The organism is Rhodococcus sp. 21391, assembly GCF_016772255.1.
GTDB classification, from domain to species: Bacteria; Actinomycetota; Actinomycetes; order Mycobacteriales; family Mycobacteriaceae; genus Rhodococcus_F; species Rhodococcus_F opacus.
This window is the reverse complement of the sequence record NZ_CP063781.1, coordinates 926,734-943,443: the sequence shown is the minus strand read 5'-3', so window position 1 is coordinate 943,443 and position 16,710 is coordinate 926,734. Positions and strand designations below refer to the sequence as shown.

General features: G+C 69.2%; 18 protein-coding genes. 4 read left to right on the top strand and 14 right to left on the bottom strand.

All coding sequences use genetic code 11. The annotated features are described in order from the left end of the window. Window positions 1–3 precede the first annotated feature (3 nt). Window positions 4–3,255, bottom strand: a complete 3,252-nt coding sequence (locus tag GO592_RS04450; RefSeq protein WP_050998633.1) for a BTAD domain-containing putative transcriptional regulator — start codon at window positions 3,253–3,255, stop codon at window positions 4–6. Between the two features lie 76 nt (window positions 3,256–3,331). Here GO592_RS04450 and GO592_RS04445 point away from each other — a divergent pair, with 76 nt between their 5' ends. Then, window positions 3,332–4,201, top strand: a complete 870-nt coding sequence (locus tag GO592_RS04445; RefSeq protein ID WP_007298102.1) for a 1,4-dihydroxy-2-naphthoate polyprenyltransferase — start codon at window positions 3,332–3,334, stop codon at window positions 4,199–4,201. A 12-nt stretch (window positions 4,202–4,213) separates the two neighbouring features. Here the strand turns inward: GO592_RS04445 and GO592_RS04440 are convergent, their stop codons facing one another. The 4 genes from GO592_RS04440 to GO592_RS04425 form a co-directional block, all read right to left on the bottom strand. Then, on the bottom strand, window positions 4,214–4,594 hold the full coding sequence (locus GO592_RS04440) for a phage holin family protein (RefSeq protein WP_007298103.1): 381 nt from the start codon (window positions 4,592–4,594) through the stop codon (window positions 4,214–4,216). A gap of 60 nt (window positions 4,595–4,654) precedes the next feature. Then, window positions 4,655–5,221: a Clp protease N-terminal domain-containing protein gene (locus GO592_RS04435; RefSeq protein ID WP_007298104.1), complete on the bottom strand. Its 567-nt coding sequence runs from the start codon at window positions 5,219–5,221 to the stop codon at window positions 4,655–4,657. A gap of 6 nt (window positions 5,222–5,227) precedes the next feature. Beyond that, window positions 5,228–5,443 carry a hypothetical protein gene (locus GO592_RS04430; protein WP_005258323.1) on the bottom strand — a complete coding sequence of 72 codons (216 nt, stop codon included), beginning with the start codon at window positions 5,441–5,443 and terminating at the stop codon, window positions 5,228–5,230. A 64-nt stretch (window positions 5,444–5,507) separates the two neighbouring features. Further along, window positions 5,508–6,260, bottom strand: coding sequence for a lysophospholipid acyltransferase family protein (locus GO592_RS04425; protein ID WP_007298105.1), 753 nt, complete (start codon window positions 6,258–6,260; stop codon window positions 5,508–5,510). Between the two features lie 127 nt (window positions 6,261–6,387). On the opposite strand from GO592_RS04425, the gene GO592_RS04420 reads away from it, so the two are divergent. Then, on the top strand, window positions 6,388–6,933 hold the full coding sequence (locus GO592_RS04420; protein WP_007298106.1) for a GNAT family N-acetyltransferase: 546 nt from the start codon (window positions 6,388–6,390) through the stop codon (window positions 6,931–6,933). On the opposite strand, the gene GO592_RS04415 is transcribed toward GO592_RS04420, so the two are convergent. Further along, complete coding sequence (locus tag GO592_RS04415; RefSeq protein ID WP_007298107.1) at window positions 6,921–8,030, bottom strand: PLP-dependent cysteine synthase family protein; 1,110 nt, start codon at window positions 8,028–8,030, stop codon at window positions 6,921–6,923. The genes GO592_RS04420 and GO592_RS04415 overlap by 13 nt on opposite strands. After that, window positions 8,027–8,404 carry a DUF4229 domain-containing protein gene (locus tag GO592_RS04410; protein WP_005258331.1) on the bottom strand — a complete coding sequence of 126 codons (378 nt, stop codon included), beginning with the start codon at window positions 8,402–8,404 and terminating at the stop codon, window positions 8,027–8,029. Before GO592_RS04410 ends, GO592_RS04415 begins: the two co-directional genes overlap by 4 nt. Before the next feature lie 187 nt (window positions 8,405–8,591). Here GO592_RS04410 and GO592_RS04405 point away from each other — a divergent pair, with 187 nt between their 5' ends. Beyond that, complete coding sequence (locus GO592_RS04405; RefSeq protein ID WP_005252019.1) at window positions 8,592–8,819, top strand: BldC family transcriptional regulator; 228 nt, start codon at window positions 8,592–8,594, stop codon at window positions 8,817–8,819. A 135-nt stretch (window positions 8,820–8,954) separates the two neighbouring features. Next, entirely contained in the window at window positions 8,955–9,158 is a 204-nt protein-coding gene (locus tag GO592_RS04400; RefSeq protein WP_005252018.1) for a hypothetical protein, read from the top strand. A gap of 47 nt (window positions 9,159–9,205) precedes the next feature. Here the strand turns inward: GO592_RS04400 and GO592_RS04395 are convergent, their stop codons facing one another. From GO592_RS04395 to hemL, 7 genes are all read right to left on the bottom strand, one after another. Beyond that, complete coding sequence (locus tag GO592_RS04395) at window positions 9,206–10,492, bottom strand: MinD/ParA family ATP-binding protein (protein ID WP_007298108.1); 1,287 nt, start codon at window positions 10,490–10,492, stop codon at window positions 9,206–9,208. A 94-nt stretch (window positions 10,493–10,586) separates the two neighbouring features. Next, window positions 10,587–11,564 (bottom strand): c-type cytochrome biogenesis protein CcsB, encoded by a 978-nt coding sequence (gene ccsB, locus GO592_RS04390; protein ID WP_005566502.1) that lies wholly within the window; start codon window positions 11,562–11,564, stop codon window positions 10,587–10,589. After that, a complete protein-coding gene (gene resB, locus GO592_RS04385; RefSeq protein WP_007298109.1) occupies window positions 11,561–13,225 on the bottom strand; it encodes a cytochrome c biogenesis protein ResB in 1,665 nt (554 codons plus the stop codon). Before resB ends, ccsB begins: the two co-directional genes overlap by 4 nt. Continuing rightward, complete coding sequence (locus tag GO592_RS04380; protein ID WP_007298110.1) at window positions 13,222–14,052, bottom strand: cytochrome c biogenesis CcdA family protein; 831 nt, start codon at window positions 14,050–14,052, stop codon at window positions 13,222–13,224. Before GO592_RS04380 ends, resB begins: the two co-directional genes overlap by 4 nt. Continuing rightward, window positions 14,049–14,648: a TlpA disulfide reductase family protein gene (locus GO592_RS04375; RefSeq protein ID WP_005258349.1), complete on the bottom strand. Its 600-nt coding sequence runs from the start codon at window positions 14,646–14,648 to the stop codon at window positions 14,049–14,051. Before GO592_RS04375 ends, GO592_RS04380 begins: the two co-directional genes overlap by 4 nt. Then, window positions 14,645–15,304, bottom strand: coding sequence for a histidine phosphatase family protein (locus GO592_RS04370; RefSeq protein ID WP_005566498.1), 660 nt, complete (start codon window positions 15,302–15,304; stop codon window positions 14,645–14,647). The genes GO592_RS04375 and GO592_RS04370 overlap by 4 nt, the downstream gene beginning before the upstream one ends. Before the next feature lie 79 nt (window positions 15,305–15,383). Beyond that, window positions 15,384–16,709, bottom strand: a complete 1,326-nt coding sequence (gene hemL / locus GO592_RS04365) for a glutamate-1-semialdehyde 2,1-aminomutase (protein WP_007300757.1) — start codon at window positions 16,707–16,709, stop codon at window positions 15,384–15,386. Window position 16,710 lies beyond the last annotated feature (1 nt).

The window sequence follows — 16,710 nt, the reverse complement described above, 5'->3', positions numbered from 1 at the left end:
CACTCAGCTCGAACTGCCGAGCATGTCCAGGATTTCGGCGCGCACCGCACGACGCGACCAGTTGCCGAACCGATTCTGCGCCGACTCCCAGCGGTCCTCCCCCACGTGCTCGAGCGCGAACGCGACGTGCCGGGGGTGTCGCAGCGACGCGATGTCCTGCCGGGCCCGGGCCCGGACCGACAACGCCAGCAGGGCGAGGCCCCGATCGGGATCACCGTGCGCGAGCTCGAAGCATCCCACCCCGGCCGCGACGGCCCCGGTGACCGGCAGATCCTGGTAGGCGCCCTGTCCCAGCCTCGACAGCGCTGCCTCCGCGAGCTTCGGCACGAACTCCACCATCATCTCGGACCGGCCGTGCAGCACATGGGCGCACACCACCGACGCCGCCAGCATCATTCCGAACGGATCGGCGTACGGCTCGGACAGCATCCGGGGATACACCATGTCCAGCGCCTCACGGTAGCGGGCGAGCCCGCGTTCGACGTCGCCGTCCGCGAGATCGATTTCCGCGAGACTGCCGGTGGCGGCTGCCCGCCATTCGTCCGGCTGGTGGTCGTCGGTCCCGGTGCCCGCACCGCGATGCTCGAGTACCGTCTCGGCCAGCACTTTCCGGCCGGCCTCCACATCACCGTCGGCGATCAGCGCGGAGGCCTGGAAGCCCCACAACTGATCCGCCTCCTCCTGCGCACCCAGCTTCCGCATGCCCTCGACGGCGTCCTGATAGTGCCGCACCGCGTGCCGGTAGCGCCCGGACTGACTGTGCAGCGAACCGAGGAACTGCGACGCCATCGCCGTGCCCCACACGTCACCGATCGCCCCGCACAGTTCGGACACCGTCGCGGCATCCCTCATCGCGCCGCGGAAGTCGCCGAGGTTCTCCCGCATGCTGGCCCGCGCGGACAACGCGGCCGCGCGGGTCTCCGGATCGTTCGACCGCACCCCGTCCGCGACGACCCTGGCCAGGCGCCGTCCCGAACCCAGCGACAGGATGAGCCGCACCGCGAACGAGGTGACCGACGGAAGGTCGGGGCGGTCCCGGAGCAGGTGACGCAGCCGGATCCGGGCCCGGGCGAGCGTGCGCGTCTGGCCACCGAACACCAGGTGCATCGCCGCGAGCAGGAACGTGTACGCCACCAGCTCCGAACCGACGTCCGTCAGGTCCGCGTCCGCCGTCGACCCGAGAATCCGCGGCGTCCAGTTCATCACCTCCGAGTGCGCGCCCCGAATGGCCCACAGGCCGCCCAGCACCGGGAACACGGTTGCCACCGTCTCGGCGTCGTCGCGCTCGACCGCCCACCGCAGGACCGCGAGCAGGTTGTCGTGGTCGGCGTCGATGTCGTCCGCGAGCGCAACCTGGTCGGATCGGCACCGGCGGAGCGCCTCCGACGCGAACCGGCCGGACCAGACCCCTTGGCGAGCAAACACTTCCGATTCCTCGCCAGCCGACGCGAGCTGCTCCTCGCCGTACTCGCGCACCGTCTCGAGCATGTAGTAGCGCAGCGTGTCCGACGTCTCCGACACGGACAGCAGGGATTGATTCACGAGGCCCTCGACCGCATCCACGACGTCGTCGACGCCGTCCCACTCCGCGATCGTCCGGGCGGCGTCGAGGGTGAACCCCGCCGGGAACCGGCAGAGTCTGCGCAGCGCGATCTGCTGTTGCTCGCCCAGGAGCTGCCAGCTCCAATCGATGACGGCGTGCAGGGTGCGGTGCCGCTCGGGCGACGTCGGGTCGTGCGACCGCAGCAGCGCGAACCGATGCTCGAGTCGTCGGCCGATGTCCTCGACGCTCATGCTGCGTACCCGCGCGGCGGCCAGTTCGATCGCGAGCGGTAGACCGTCGAGAGTGCGGCAGAGGCTGCGCACCGCCTCCGGGTCGAGACGCGCCGTGGGCCGCACCGCGCGGGCCCGCGCCGTGAACAGTTGCACGGCGGGCGCGTCGTCTTCGTCGATCGCGAGCGGCGGCAGCGGGTACACGGCCTCGGACGCGAGCATCAGGGGTGATCGGCTGGTCGCGAGGACGGTCAGCTGGTCGCCGGCCGCCACCAGGTCGGCCACGACCTCGGAGCACGCGCCGATGACGTGCTCACAGTTGTCGAGGATCAGGAGCATCGGCCCTGCCGACAACGCTTCCCGCAGCCGTTCCCGCGCCGAATGGACGCGGCTGACGGTGAGCCGGCCCGGCGCGATGTCGACCTCGCTGAGCCCGAGCGTGCTGCTGATCGCCGCCACGACGTCCTCGCTGCTGCGCAGCGACGCGAGTTCCACCAGAGCCACGGACGTCCCCGCCGCGGCCCGCGAACCCAGTTCGTGCGCGAGTCGCGTCTTGCCGGCACCGCCGGGCCCGAGGATGGTCACCACCCGCGAAGACGTGAGCAACCGCTCGATCTCCGCGATGTCCGAGTCGCGTCCCAGGAGGGCGTTGGGTGCCGCGCGGAGCCCGATCGCCGTCCGGTCCGGCGACGCGAGGAGCGGAGCCGCCACAGCACCGGGACGTCCGCCCCGCAGGATCTCGGTGTGCAGAGCGACGAGCGCCGGCGACGGATCGGCCCCCAGCCGGGACACCATCCGCTTGCGGAAGGTCGCGAACACGTCCAGCGCCTCGTTGTCTCGCCCGAGCCCGGCGAGCGCCCGCATCAGGTGCGCGTGCCCCTGCTCGTCCAGCGGTTCGGCGGCGACGTGGGCCAGCGCCTTCGGGAGGGCGGCGTCCCAGTCTTCGGCCGCCACCAGCGCCGCCAGGTCCGCGGCCTCGAGCTGCCCCCGGATCACCGCGGCATCGGCGGCGAGTTCTGTTGCGGCGGCACCCCCGGGAAGGTCCGCGCCCGGGTCGCCCCGCCACAACGCGAGCGCATCGCGGATCTCGTCCGGCCCGACGCTGCGACCGTTCTCCCGGCCTCTCAGCCGGCGTGCCACGTCCTCCGCGCGGGTCAGGTCGACGGCATCCCTGGGCACCGCCAGCCGGTAACCGGCCGGGCCGATCTCCAGCGCTCCGTCCGGCAACGCGGCGCGCAGACGGGAAACCTGCGTGTGCAACGCATTCATCGGGGACCGCGGCGGATCCTCGCCCCACACCTCGTCGATAAGGGCCTGCGCCGACCGGCTCCGGCCGGGATCGCGGGCGAGAGCGACCAGCAGGCTGCGCGCGCGGGTGCCGGGCAGCGGCGCGAGCACGCCCGATCGCCACGTCGATATCTCACCCAACAAGGCGACCTGGATCGGTGTGCTTGCCGGTGCCACTCTCTCGTCCACGCTCATGTGCTGGTCCACCGCGTTCGATGGTATTGCACGGCGTGGGTGCGGGCGTCTTCTCGCACGGTGCAAAGATCGGTGCATGGCAACGGCTGCTCAATGGATCGAAGGCGCTCGTCCGCGCACCCTCCCGAACGCGATCGCCCCGGTGCTCGTGGGCACCGGCGCCGCGGCGTCGCTCGGCGGCGCGGTGTGGTGGAAGGCAGTATTGGCACTGATGGTCTCTCTCGCGTTGATCGTGGGCGTCAATTTCGCCAACGACTACTCGGACGGGATCCGCGGCACCGACGACGAGCGGGTGGGGCCGCTGCGGCTCGTCGGGTCCAAGCTGGTGAAACCGTCGGCGGTGAAGGCTGCGGCCATCGCCTGCTTCGCCGTCGCCGCGGTGGCCGGTCTGGTCCTCGCCGTCACCACCGCGTGGTGGCTCGTGCTGATCGGCGCCCTCTGCATCGTGGGCGCCTGGTTCTACACCGGCGGCAAGAAGCCGTACGGGTACAGCGGCTTCGGCGAGGTCGCCGTCTTCGTGTTCTTCGGTCTCGTCGCCGTGCTGGGCACCCAGTACGTGCAGGCCGAGACGGTGGACTGGGCCGGTCTCGTGTCCGCGATCGCCGTCGGTTCGTTCTCGAGCGCGGTTCTCGTCGCCAACAATCTGCGGGACATTCCCACCGACACCGGGTCCGGCAAGCGCACGCTCGCCGTCCGGCTCGGCGACTCGCGTACCCGCATCCTGCATCTCGTCACGCTGACGGTCCCGTTCGTCGTGACGCTCGTCCTGGTGCTGCGCACCCCCTGGTCGCTCGTCGGGCTGCTCGCGCTGCCTCTCGCCGTCCGGGCGAACGCGCCGGTCCGCTCCGGCGGCCTGGGCCTCGCACTGATTCCGGCGCTTCGGGATTCGGGGCTGGCGATGCTGATCTGGGGCGCCGCCACCGCTGTGGCCCTCTCGGTCGCCTGAGCGGCCGCCGGGTCAGTCGCCGTCCGGGAGGACGATGCCGAGGATGAAGTTGACGATCGAGATGATCAGGCCTCCCCATACGGCGGTCCAGAAGCCGTCGATTGTCAGGCCGTAATCGGTCTGGGAGCTCAGCCATGCGGTGAGCAGCAGCATCAGGGCATTGATCACCAGGGTGAACAGGCCGAGCGTCAGGATCAGCAACGGCAGCGACAGCAGCTTCACCAGTGGTTTGACGAAGATGTTGACGACGGTGAACACCGCCGCGATGCCGAGCAGCACCACGATGTCCCATCCGGTTCCGTTGCCTGAACTGGAGATGTCGATGCCCGACACCCAGGCTGCCGCCAGCCAGATCGCGAACGCGTTGATGGCGAGGCGTACCAAGAAGGTCATGGGTGCATGCTGGCACATCGTTCGGACAAACGGGAACCGGATAACCCGGGACCGGGATGGTCAGGCCGCGCGGTCGTCGAGTGCCGCGTGGATGCGACGTCGGAGTTCGCCGACACCGACCTGGACCTCGAGAATCTCCCGTGTCGTGCCGTCGGCAACTCGCAGCACTCCGAGGAAGATGTGCTCGGCGCCGATGTGATCGTCCTTGCGCGCCAGCGCCTCCCGCAGCGACAGTTCGATCGCCTTCTTCGCGTCGCGGGTGAACCCGATGTGCCCCGACTTCCGGCCGAACCAGCCGCGCTTCTCCGCCGGCTCTTCGGGATCGAGGACGCCCTCGCCGAAGTTCTGCTCGAGGCTCTGCCGCACCGCGTCGAGGTCGATCCCGATCGATTCGAGTGCTTCCGCGTCGGCGTCGCTCAAGGCCGTGCCGCGGGCCGCGACGGTCGATCGCGACTTCTCCTCCTCGACGCCGGCGTCGGCGAGGATGCCGTGGACGGGTTCGGTTTTCACGGACAGCAGCGCGAGTACGAGGTGTTCGGGCCCGATCTGGGGCGACTTCAGTGCGCGCGCTTCTTGTTGCGCGCCGATCACCACCGCCCGGGCGTCCGTCGAGAATCGTTCGAACATGCGCCGTTACCTCCCTCTCCGATTGTGCTTCTGATGGACGGCCTGCCTGCTCACCTCGAGGGAATCGGCGATCGCCTGCCAGGACCAGCCCTGGGCGCGGGCGTTGGCGACCTGGATGGCCTCGAGCCGTTCGAGGAGACGCCGCAGCGCACGCACGGCCCGCAACCCCTCGGCGGGGTCGGGGCTGCCCGCCGCTGCGGCGAGCGTGGTTGCTTCGGTCATGCATGTCAATTTAGGTTGACACCGACCGGGTGTCAACCCGCCTTGACAGATCTCGGGGCGGCCGTCAGTACGCGGCGACCGCCCCGTCGACGGCGATCTGCAGTTCCTTCTGCACGACGTGGGCGATGTCCATCGGCTTCGCCGGGAGGGCGAACAGCGGTTCCCCGACGAAGACGCTCGCCGACTTCACGTTCTCGGGGTCGGGCCCGTGGGCGTCCGGCCCGTAACTGATGCCGATGGACAGCAGCACGGGTGAGACTCCGCGATCTGCCGCACGTTTCGCGATGTGACCGATTCCGCTGTTGATGTGCTGCAGGCGGGTCGGGTCGTCCTCGTTGCACGTGCCCTCGGGGAAGATCGCCAGGTTGTCACCGCGACAGAGCCGTTCGGCGGAGATGTCCATCATGAGGCGGCCCGCGTCGGCGACCGCCCGGAGCCCGTAGTTCTTGCTGCGGAACACCGGGATGCCGCCCATCATGTCGACCTTCTGGTGCAGGTCGGGGTCGACGAACAATTCGTCTTTGGCGAGCACCCGGGTGCGTCCGATCGCGCGGCGCAGCGGCGTGTTCCAAGCCGTGGCCGCAAGCGTGTACTGGTCGCTGTGGGTGATGTGATTGGCGGCGACGATCAGCACCCTGCCGGACTTCACGAGCCCCGCCAGCTGCGCCTTCGCGTCGTCCGCGTACACGACCCGCGGCCGGTATTTCGCATACAGCGACGCGTACGCCAGCTTGGCGAGTATCCGATTCTGCTGATGGTCGCGGTAGTACGCGTACACCGCTTCGAAGTTCTCGAGAGTTACCTCGGGCTTGTCCATACTCGTCCCCGCTCCGTCGTCCTATCGCCAGGCTACCAACCTACGGTTGCGTAGCCTACGGTGGAGTAAGTTTTGGGAAAGTGCAGGGAAACTGTGCGAACAGCACGATTTCGGGTACAAAAGACCTGTGATCCGCCCGGCCATTTCCACCGACCTGCCCGTCCTGCAAGACATCGAAATCGCGGCGGGTGCGCCGTTTCGTGACATCGGAATGGACGCCGTCGCCGACGATCCCCCGTTCACACTCGACGAGTTGACCGAATACCTCCAGCTGGAATGCATTTGGGTCGCGGTCGACGCAGACGATGCCCCGGTCGCATACGCACTCGTCGCCGTGGTCGACGGGGCCGCCCACATCGAGCAGGTGTCGGTCCACCCCGGCCACGCCCGTCAGGGCCTCGGCGCCCTGCTCCTCGACGAGATCTCGTCGTGGGCGGCGGACCGCGGGCTGCCCGCCCTCACCCTCACCACGTTCGTCGACGTCCCGTGGAACGCGCCCTACTACGAGCGGCTGGGTTTCCGCCCCCTGCCGGAGGACGCCCTGACCCCGGGCCTGTCACGCATCCGCGCCGACGAGGCCCGGCACGGCCTCGCCGCGTGGCCGCGGGTCACGATGTCCCGCCCGGTGACGGTGCCGGTGCGTACCGGCGCGACCGCGCCTCAGCCGGGCTGACCGGGCCACTCCCCGGTCGCCGCGAAGCCGTCGAGCACCGCGGTCGGACCGGTGAGGTCGATACCCTCCCCGGCCACCCAGTCGTCGTCGAAGTAGGTGTCCGCGTAGCGTTCGCCGCCGTCGCACAGGATCGTGACCACACTGCCGGACCGTCCGGCCGCGAGCATCTCCGCGACGACGGTGAACGCACCCCACAGGTTCGTGCCCGTGGAACCGCCGACCCGGCGACCCAGCACTGAACTGGCGTGCCGAGCCGTCGCGATGGACGCGGCGTCGGGCACCCGCATCATCCGGTCGATGACCTGCCCGACGAACGACGGCTCCACCCGCGGCCTGCCGATGCCCTCGATGCGCGAGGGCATCCCCGTCGCGTAGTCACAGGAGTTGGTGTCGTAACCACCGAAGAACGCCGAGTTCTCCGGATCCACCACGAGCAGCCGGGTCGCGTGCCTGCGGTAGCGGATGTACCGGCCCAGCGTCGCGCTGGTGCCGCCGGTGCCGGCGCTCATGACGAGCCACTCCGGCACCGGGTGCTCTTCACGAATCATCTGGTGGTAGATCGACTCGGCGATGTTGTTGTTGCCCCGCCAGTCGGTGGCCCGCTCCGCGTGCGTGAACTGGTCCATGAAGTGACCGCCCGTCTCCGCGGCGAGCCGTCGGGCCTCGCTGTAGATCTCCGGCGGCCGGTCGATGAAGTGGCAGCGACCGCCCTGCGCCTCGATGAGGGCGATCTTCGCGCCGCTCGTGCTGCGCGGCATGACGGCCACGAAGTCGAGTCCGAGCATCTTCGCGAAGTACGCCTCGCTGACGGCCGTGGACCCCGACGACGCCTCGATGACCGTGGTCCCCTCGGTGATCCATCCGTTGCAGATCGCGTAGAGGAACAGCGATCGGGCCAGCCGATGCTTGAGGCTGCCCGTGATGTGGGTCGACTCGTCCTTCAGGTAGAGCTGCACACCCCATTCGACGGGCAACGGGTACCGCAGCAGGTGCGTATCGGCGCTGCGCTGCGCGTCGGCGTCGATGAGACGGACGGCGTTGTCCACCCAGTCACGCGGAAGGCTCCGGTCGATGACGACGCAGTCGCCGTCCGTCACCGGGACGTGCCCTCACCGCGGAGCCTGGCACGCAGGTCGGCCTGGTCGGCGCGACGCTGCGCGTCGAACGCGGCGATCCCCTCGTTGACCCGCCGGCGGAGTTTCGCGAACAGCAGCAGCGACAGCGGGAGTGCGATGAGGACCGCGAAGATGGCGGCGACGAGCAGCGGCACGGCGACTCCGACTAGTGCAGCCACCCCGAGGATGATGGCGCCGATGACGACGACCAGCAGCAGCCGGGCGATCGAATAGATCGCGACGTCGCGCGCCAGCTGCCCCTTGGTCACCCGCCCGTCCTGCTTCGCCGGTGCGCTCGAATCGGCTGTGACGGGGCGCTCGACCTGGTCTTCTGGCTTCTCGGATGACTCACTCACGCTCCCAGGTTACCCATCGCCGAGCCCGCCCCTCACACGTCCGACTTATCCGATTTGTCTATTACCTCCCCTTTACCAACATTAGATCGTTCGAGTACCCGGGGGGCCAGATGTCACGATGACCGAGATCAGTCGCAACAGCGGCCGGCTTCAGCACAGACCAGTCGAAAGCAGTGGAGGACCGTCGATGAGCGCACCCACCTACAACGGACCCGGATTCAGCGGATCCAACGAAGCCCTCATGACCCCGGGCCAGGTGGCTGCCCTGTTCCATGTCGACCCGAAGACCGTGACGCGATGGGCGCACGCGGGCCGGCTCGGATCGCTGCGCACCCCCGGCGGGCACCGCCGCTTCCGCGAGGCCGAGGTCATGCAGCTGCTCCGCTCCCTGACGACGGAGGCGGGCCGACCCTGATATTGGGCGGGTAGCCGTAGAGCTGACCGCGACCGCACTACCCGGACGCCCTGCGACCGGAGAAGTGCCCTCTGCCGCCGACGCGGCTACGCTCAGGGATACCGGCTACCCTCGAGCGGTGTAAGGAGGTGCGCGGTGATCTATCTGTTGGCACTCATCGGGCTCGTGACAGTGGCGGTCCTGCTCTGGAAGGCGTTCGGCCCGAACACCAGGCCCGTGCTCAGCAATCGGGTGCAGGGACCCGACGACGATCCGGATTTCCTCTGGAAGGTCGATCGGGAGACCCGTCGGAAGAAGTCCGACGAACCCGATGCCGGTCCGGCGGACCCCGCCGGGTGAGCCGAAGCCGGGGTGCCGGTCGATCCGGCACCCTCGGTCTCATTGCCTCAGCGACGATCCTGTAGCGCGAAACTGGACGCCGGGAAGTCCGACGCCACCGCGGCGGCCAGTTCGAGAAGAGCGTTGCGCGTCTTGGGACGCAGCCGCTCGAGTTCGATCTCGGCGCCCTCTTCGAGGTGCGGATCGAACGGAATCAGCCGGACCAGGCGGCACCGCTGCTCGAAGTGCTCGACGACCTTCGGCAGATCCACCTTGCCCGACCGCGGGCGGACCGCGTTGACGACGGCCACCGACCGGGACACCAATTCGCGGTATCCGTGGGCGTCGAGCCAGTCGAGGGTCGCGGAGGCGCTGCGGGCGCCGTCGACGGACCCCGAGCTGACAACCACGAGCGCGTCGGCCTCTTCGAGGATGGTCTGCATGGCGGAATGCATCAGTCCGGTGCCGCAGTCGGTGAGGACGATGCTGTAGAACTTCTCGAGCATCGTGACGGTCCGCGAGTAGTCGTCCGCGCTGAACGCCTCCGACACTGCCGGGTCGCTGTCGGACGCGAGCACCTCGAGCCGATGCCGGCTCTGCGACGTGTAACTGCGGACGTCGCTGTACTTTTCGATGCTCTGCTCGTCGCGCAGGAGATTGCGCACCGTGGCCGGGGTCTCGAGGGGAATCTTCTGACTGAGCGTGCCCCGGTCGGGGTTGGCGTCGACGGCGATGACGCGGTCGCCGCGCAGTGACGCGAACGTGGAGCCGAGGGTCACGGTGGTGGTGGTCTTGCCCACTCCGCCCTTGAGGCTCAGCAGCGCGATCTTGTAGCAGCCCTGCAGCGGCTGGTTGACCTGCTTGGTCAGCTCGATCCGGCGCTGTTCCTTTGCGCTGTTGCCGACGTTGATGTAGCGGCCGGACAGTTGGTACAGCGCCTTGCGCCATCCCGTGGTGGGGGCCGGCTTGACCTGCTTGAGGAGCAGCGACGTCGACAGGTCACGAGCCGACACCGCGTACTGCTGATCGGCATTCGTGGTGTGCGGGCGGGGTTGCTGGGGTGCGTGCTGGACCGGCGCCTGCTGCGGCGGCGTGAACGCTCCCTGCACGGGAGTCTGCTGCGGGGCCGGGGCCTGCTGCGGGACGGGAGCGGCGGCCGGGGCCTGGGTCTGCGGCCGCGTGGGTGCGGCGGAGGGGGCCTGGGCACCGGGCTGCGCGAACGGGTTGGGACCCTGCGGCTGAACGTACGGGGCCTGCCGCGCGGCGTTCCACGCGGCGACCGATGCGTGGTCGTCCCCGGGCGGATTCGATGCAGGCCGTACCGGCTCCCACATGCCGGCGTTGTTTTCGGACATGACTCAACATCCCCCTCGTGAAGTCTCCATCGTCCCCACCGAATCACACCGGTCGGAGACGTCGCGGCGGAAGGATATCAGTCGGTGACTACCGTCAGTTGAGGCCCGCGTACGAGTGCAATCCCGACACCACCATGTTGATGATGAACAGGTTGAACAGCATCGCGACGAAGCCCGCCACGTTGATCCATGCGGCCTTGGTGTCGCGCCATCCCGACGTCGCACGGGCATGGAGGTAGGCGGCGTAGATCACCCAGGCGATGAACGACACCGTCTCCTTGGGGTCCCAGCCCCAGAATCGGCCCCAGGCGGCCTCGGCCCAGATGGCGCCGAGGATGACGCCCGCGCCGAACAGCGGGAACCCGATGATGGTGGTCTTGTATGCCAGCCGGTCCAGGGTCTGCGCGTCGGGTAGCCGCTCCGCGATCCGCGCGAACACGCCCGTTCCCTCCTCGCCGCGCGGGTACCGCATGCGCAGCAGGAACAGCAGGCTCGCAATGCCCGACACCAGGAACACACCGGAACCGACGCTCACGATGGTGACGTGGATGGGCAGCCAGTACGACCGCAGTGCGGGCACCACGGGTGCCGCGTCCGCGTACAGCACGGTAGCGGCGAGGAACATCAGGATCAGGACGGGGACGAGCAGGAACACCCACATCGACCGGTACGCCGGCTTCGACAGGAGTGCGAGACCGACGACGAGTGCCGCTGCGCAGGCCATCGTGACGAACTCGTACATGTTGCCGAGCGGGAACCGCTCGGTCGCGAATCCGCGCAGCACGATCGACGCGAAGATCAGCACCGTGCCGACGACGAGCACGGCCGCGCCCATGCCGCCGAAGCGCTCGGACATGGGTTTCTTCGGCTGCTCGACCAGTCGACCGGGCACCGAGGGCGCGTCGGCCGAGCGTGCACCGGAGCCTGCCGACACGAGTTCCCGGTCCTGCACGGCCTGCGCCCGGGTGGACGCGTACTGCACGATGAGCAGCACGAGTGCCAGCACCAGGACGGTGAAGGCAGATCGGAAGGCCCAGTCGCTGTACTGCGCCAGTGTCTCGTTGGTCGTCATCGTTGGCTCTCCTGCGCGTCAGGCTTCGTGTCGTCCGTGAGCAGACGGGTGCAGAGTCGGCCGAACTCGTCGCCCCAGCCGGCCTGATCGGTCCGGGCGAGTCCACCAAGCTCTACTACAGTACGTCGTGGGTCAAGATCGGAAGCGTCCGCGGGGTAGATGCGGGCCCACACGCGGCGACGCTTGACCAGCAGCGAGACGAGCAGTCCGGCCATCATCGTCAGCGCCGACACCAGCACCCACTGCTGCGCCGGGTCGTGCGACACCTGCAGGTTCACGAAGTCCACGGCACCGTCGAACCGCACCTGGGTGCCGTCGGCCAGCGTCGAACTCTCCCCCGGTTTCAGATTCACCCGGTCCTGCTTCACGAGCCGGCCCTGGTTGATCAATTCGGTGTTGAGCGAGAACAGCGACTGCGGATTGCCCGTGTCGAGGCCGGTGTCGCCCTTGTAGATGTCGATGGCGACGGCCGGGTCGTTCATGGCCGGGTAGCTCGACGCCAGCAGATTGCCGTGCAACAGCGCGGTCGGGGCGAACAGTCCCTCGATCGCGATCTGATTCTTCCGGCGCTCGTCGGTGTCGGTGTACATGCCGCCGGGCGGGTCGAACCGCATCGCGCCGCTGCTGAGGAACGTCGTCGCGTCGTCGGGACGCCACTGCAGCGTCTCGGTGCGGGTTTCCCCGTTCGGGAACGTGACGGTGAACGTCGGCGCGTACCCGTGCCCCTGCAGGTAGACGCGGTCGCCCTCGACGCGCAGCGGGTGGTTGACCTGCAACTGTCCGTCCCGCCACGTGTTCGTCTCGAGGTCGTCGCCTGCCTGGTAGGCGATGTTGGACGTGAACATCTCGGCCTGACCGCTGTCGAGGTAGTCGGCCGCGAAGTCCTTGACCTTGACGCACAGCGGCGTCATGCCGGTGCCGTCCTGCGTGTTGCCCGCCTTGAACGAGTCGAAGACCGCGGGCGACGTGGTGCAGAAGCCGGGACCGTTGTTGGCGACCACGATGACGTTGCCCTCGTAGCCGAACAGCTTGCCGACGGCGATCGCGACGAGCAGCGCCACGAGCGACAGGTGGAAGACCAGGTTGCCGAGCTCGCGGAAGTAGCCCTTCTCCGCGGAGATGGTGATCTCGCCGTCGTGCGCGGCGCGTTCCCCTCCCGCGCGGGTCTCGACCCGCCACCCCTTCAGGTGGGTGCGGATGCGGGCGGCGAGTTCCTCCGGCGTCTCGCCGACGCGGTCCTCGTGGTGGTGCGGCAGTCGCGCGAGGTTCCGCGGGGCAGGCACCGGACGGGTGCGCAGCGCCTTGGCGTGGTCGACGCAACGCGGCAGGATGCAGCCGACGAGGGAGATGAAGAGCAGGACGTAGATCGCGGTGAACCAGAAGCTTCCGAACACGTCGAACAGCTCGAGCTTGTCCATCCACGGACCGAGGGTCGGCCGGTTCGAGATGTACTCGTCGACCTTGCCCGCGTTGAGGCTGCGCTGCGGGAGCAGCGCGCCGGGAATGGCCGCGAGGGCCAGCAGGAACAGCAGCACCAGCGCCGTGCGCATGGACGTGAGGCCACGCCAGGTGTTACGGACGACCGCGAACGCGCGGCCCGGCAGCGATTGACGGGGCACCGGTGCGGCTTCCGGGGCCTCGGGGGTCTGGGTGTCGCTCATATCGGCAGGGTCACTTCCGAGATAAAGGCGTCGCGAACCCAGCCGACGAACTGGTCCCACGCGCCGGTGACGAGGGCGATGCCCACGGCCACCAGCATGATTCCGCCGAAGACTTGAATGGTCCGCGCGTTGCGGCGCAGCCAGCCGACACCGCGCAGCGCGCGGGACGAGCCGAGCGCCAGGATCACGAACGGCAACCCGAGGCCGAGGCAGTACGCGACGATCAGGGCCACTCCGCGGGCGGCGGTGGCACCGTCGGTGCCCGCGGCCAGGGAGATGACACCCGCCAGGGTGGGGCCGAGGCACGGGGTCCAGCCCAGCGCGAACACGGCACCGAGCAGCGGAGCCCCGGCCAGGCTGGAGATGCGGCGCGGCTCGAGCCTCGTGTCGCGCTGCAGGGCCGGGATCAGGCCGATGAACACCAGGCCCATCGCGATGGTGACCACCCCGCCGACCCGCATCAGTATGTCGCGGTTGATCGCGAGCGCCGAGATGGCGCCGAACACGGACGCGGTGGCCAGCACGAACACCACGGTGAAACCGGCGACGAACAGGGCCGCGGCGCCCGCGACCCGCAGCCGACCGTCGGCGACCGTCTTCGTGCGGGTGGCCGCCTCCTCCGCGGTGACGGCCGGGGCGTCCGCGCCGACCACACCCGCGAGGTAGGACAGGTATCCGGGAACGAGGGGCACGACGCACGGCGACGCGAACGACACCAGACCGGCGAGGACGCACGCGCCGAGCGCGAGCAGCAGCGGTCCGGATGCCGCGGTGGACTGGAAGGCGTCGCCGACGCCGCCGGCGAGAAGGGTAGTGCTGGTGCTCACGATTCCTGCGCCACCCGTTCGACCACCGGCTTCAGGTCCTCGGCGAGCAGTTCCTTCAGAAACACCGCGGCCACGCGGTGGTCCCGGTCGAGCACGATCGTGGTGGGGATGACGCTCGTGGGGTAGTTCTGCCCCAGCGCGATCATCGTCCGCATGGCGGGGTCGTAGATCGACGGATACGACACCTTGTTGTCGATCACGAAGTCCTGCGCCTTGTCCTGCTGGTTGTCCCGCACGTTGATCCCGAGGAACGACACTCCCTGATCCTTGGTCTCCTCGTACACCTGCTCGAGGTCGTTGGCCTCACCCCGGCACGGGCCGCACCACTGCCCCCACACGTTGAGGACCACGACCTGCCCCTCGAAATCGTCGAGCGAGGTGGTCTTGCCCTCGGTCATCAGATCGGGTCCGGACACCGTGCCGATGGTGCCGCGGTCGGCAGGCGGGTCGTAGAAGATCTCCGTCTGCCCGCCCGGCGACACGAAGTCGAAGGTGCCGCCCTGGGCCACGGCGTCGTCGCCGGACGCACACGCCGACAGCGACACCGCGGCCGTACAGATCACCGCGAGAAGCCCGGCGAAGCGCCCCCGACTCATGCCCCGGTCACCCTCGGATCCGACGCGCCCGCGGGCTCCGAGTACACGATGTCGATGAGGGTGTCGCCCTCGTAGACGAGGGAGGTCAGCGACGCGAGACCGCACTGACGGTGCCGCGGGTCGTGCCACAGCCGCTCCCCCTGAAGGAATCGGCGGAGAGTCCAGACGGGGAGTTGGTGGCTGACGACGACGGCCTCGTGGCCCACCGCCGACACGCGGGCGCTGTTGACGGCGGCCAGCATGCGGTGCGCGATCTGCAGGTACGGCTCGCCCCACGACGGTGTGAACGGGTCGCGCAGTTTCCACCAGTGCCGGGGACGGGACAGCGCACCGTCGCCGACGGACACCTTGAGGCCCTCGAATTCGTTGCCCGCCTCGATGAGGTTCTCGTCGGTCGCGATCTCGACACCGTGCGCGTCGGCGATCGGAACCGCCGTCTCCTGCGCCCGCTGCAGCGGCGAGGACACCACGTGCGTGATGTCGTGCTTGGCCAGCACCGACGCCACCGCGCGGGCCTGCGCCTCACCCGTCACCGACAGCCGGAACCCGGGGAGCCTGCCGTAGAGGATTCCTCGCGGGTTGTGCACCTCGCCGTGCCGGAGCACGTGCACGATGGTGCGGGTCTGTGTGTGGTCGGGATGATCGGCTTCGGTCACGTTGCGATTCCTCGGGTCGGGACGGGAGGGCGGGTGGGTGTCGGCGGCAAGGCTGCCGGCCGCGAGGGGGGAGGACACGTCAGGGCTGGACGGCCGCGGCGGCGGCCTTCGCGGCGTGCGGCAGGGCGTCGGCGATGATCGAGAAGGCTCTGTCGTCCATGGCGGCGGAGACGAACCATGCCTCGAACGCGCTCGGCGGCGGGTACACACCGCGTGAGAGCAGCCCGTGGAAGAACGCCGGGAAGCGCCAGGTCTGGGCGGCCTTGGCCTCGGCGTAGTTGGTCACCGGGTCCTCGCTGAAGAACACGCTGAGCATCGTGCCTGCGGTCTGCACCCGGTGCGGCACGCTCTCGGCGGTCAACGCGTCGGACAGCAGGGTCCGCAGGGTGGCGCTGTTGCGCTCGAGTGCGTCGTATACGCCCTGGTCCGCGGCGCGCAGGCTGGCGAGCCCGGCGGCGACGGCGACGGGGTTCCCGGACAGGGTGCCTGCCTGGTAGACGGGTCCGGCCGGGGCGAGATGTGCCATGACGTCGGCGCGGCCACCGAATGCGGCGGCGGGCAGACCACCGCTCATCACCTTGCCGAACGTATAGAGGTCACCGGCGACGCCGTCGAGTCCGTACCAGCCGGCGGAGCTGACGCGGAATCCGGTCATCACCTCGTCCATGATGAGCAGCGCGCCGTTGTCGCTGGTCAGCTTCCGCAGGCCCTCGTTGAATCCGGGCTGCGGCGCCACTGCGCCCATGTTGCCGGCGGCGGCCTCGGTGATGACGCACGCGATCTCGCCCTCGTTCGCGGCGAAGGCCTGGGCGACGGCGTCGAGGTCGTTGTAGGGAACAACGATGGTGTCCTCGGCCTGCGCGCCCGTCACGCCGGGCGATGTCGGGAGGCCGAACGTGGCGAGCCCCGAGCCGGCGTCGGCCAGCAGCGCGTCGACGTGTCCGTGGTAGCAGCCGGAGAACTTGAGGACCTTGGTTCGGCCCGTGAAGCCGCGGGCGAGGCGGACGGCGCTCATGGTGGCTTCGGTGCCGGAGTTGACCAGGCGCACCTTCTCCACCGGCGCGACCCGGCCGACGATCTCCTCGGCCAGTTCGATCTCACCCTCGGTGGGCGCGCCGAACGACAGGCCGGTGGCGGCCGCCTTCTGCACGGCCTCGACGACGGCCGGGTGCGCGTGCCCGAGGATCATCGGTCCCCAGGAGCAGATGAGGTCGACGTAGTCGTTGCCGTCGACGTCGGTGAGCGTGTAGCCGGACGCTTCCCTGATGAACCGGGGGGTGCCGCCGACCGAGTGGAAGGCCCGCACCGGGGAGTTGACGCCGCCGGGAATGACCAGATCAGCCCTCTCGAAGAGCTGGGCGGAGCGGGATGCGTGCACGTCGGGGTCACCGGAGGAAACAGTCACG

Bases quoted from the DNA above. Each gene is read 5' to 3' on its own strand.
- GO592_RS04430 (WP_005258323.1), bottom strand. From the start codon at position 5,443: ATGACCGAAGCAACCACGCTCGCCGCAGCGGCGGGCAGCCCCGACCCC.
- GO592_RS04375 (WP_005258349.1), bottom strand. From the start codon at position 14,648: ATGAGTCGGGGGCGCTTCGCCGGGCTTCTCGCGGTGATCTGTACGGCC.
- GO592_RS04405 (WP_005252019.1), top strand. From the start codon at position 8,592: ATGAGCGCACCCACCTACAACGGACCCGGATTCAGCGGATCCAACGAA.
- GO592_RS04425 (WP_007298105.1), bottom strand. From the start codon at position 6,260: ATGGACAAGCCCGAGGTAACTCTCGAGAACTTCGAAGCGGTGTACGCG.
- GO592_RS04435 (WP_007298104.1), bottom strand. From the start codon at position 5,221: ATGTTCGAACGATTCTCGACGGACGCCCGGGCGGTGGTGATCGGCGCG.
- ccsB (WP_005566502.1), bottom strand. From the start codon at position 11,564: ATGACGACCAACGAGACACTGGCGCAGTACAGCGACTGGGCCTTCCGA.
- GO592_RS04450 (WP_050998633.1), bottom strand. From the start codon at position 3,255: ATGAGCGTGGACGAGAGAGTGGCACCGGCAAGCACACCGATCCAGGTC.
- GO592_RS04395 (WP_007298108.1), bottom strand. From the start codon at position 10,492: ATGTCCGAAAACAACGCCGGCATGTGGGAGCCGGTACGGCCTGCATCG.
- resB (WP_007298109.1), bottom strand. From the start codon at position 13,225: ATGAGCGACACCCAGACCCCCGAGGCCCCGGAAGCCGCACCGGTGCCC.
- GO592_RS04440 (WP_007298103.1), bottom strand. From the start codon at position 4,594: ATGACCTTCTTGGTACGCCTCGCCATCAACGCGTTCGCGATCTGGCTG.
- GO592_RS04445 (WP_007298102.1), top strand. From the start codon at position 3,332: ATGGCAACGGCTGCTCAATGGATCGAAGGCGCTCGTCCGCGCACCCTC.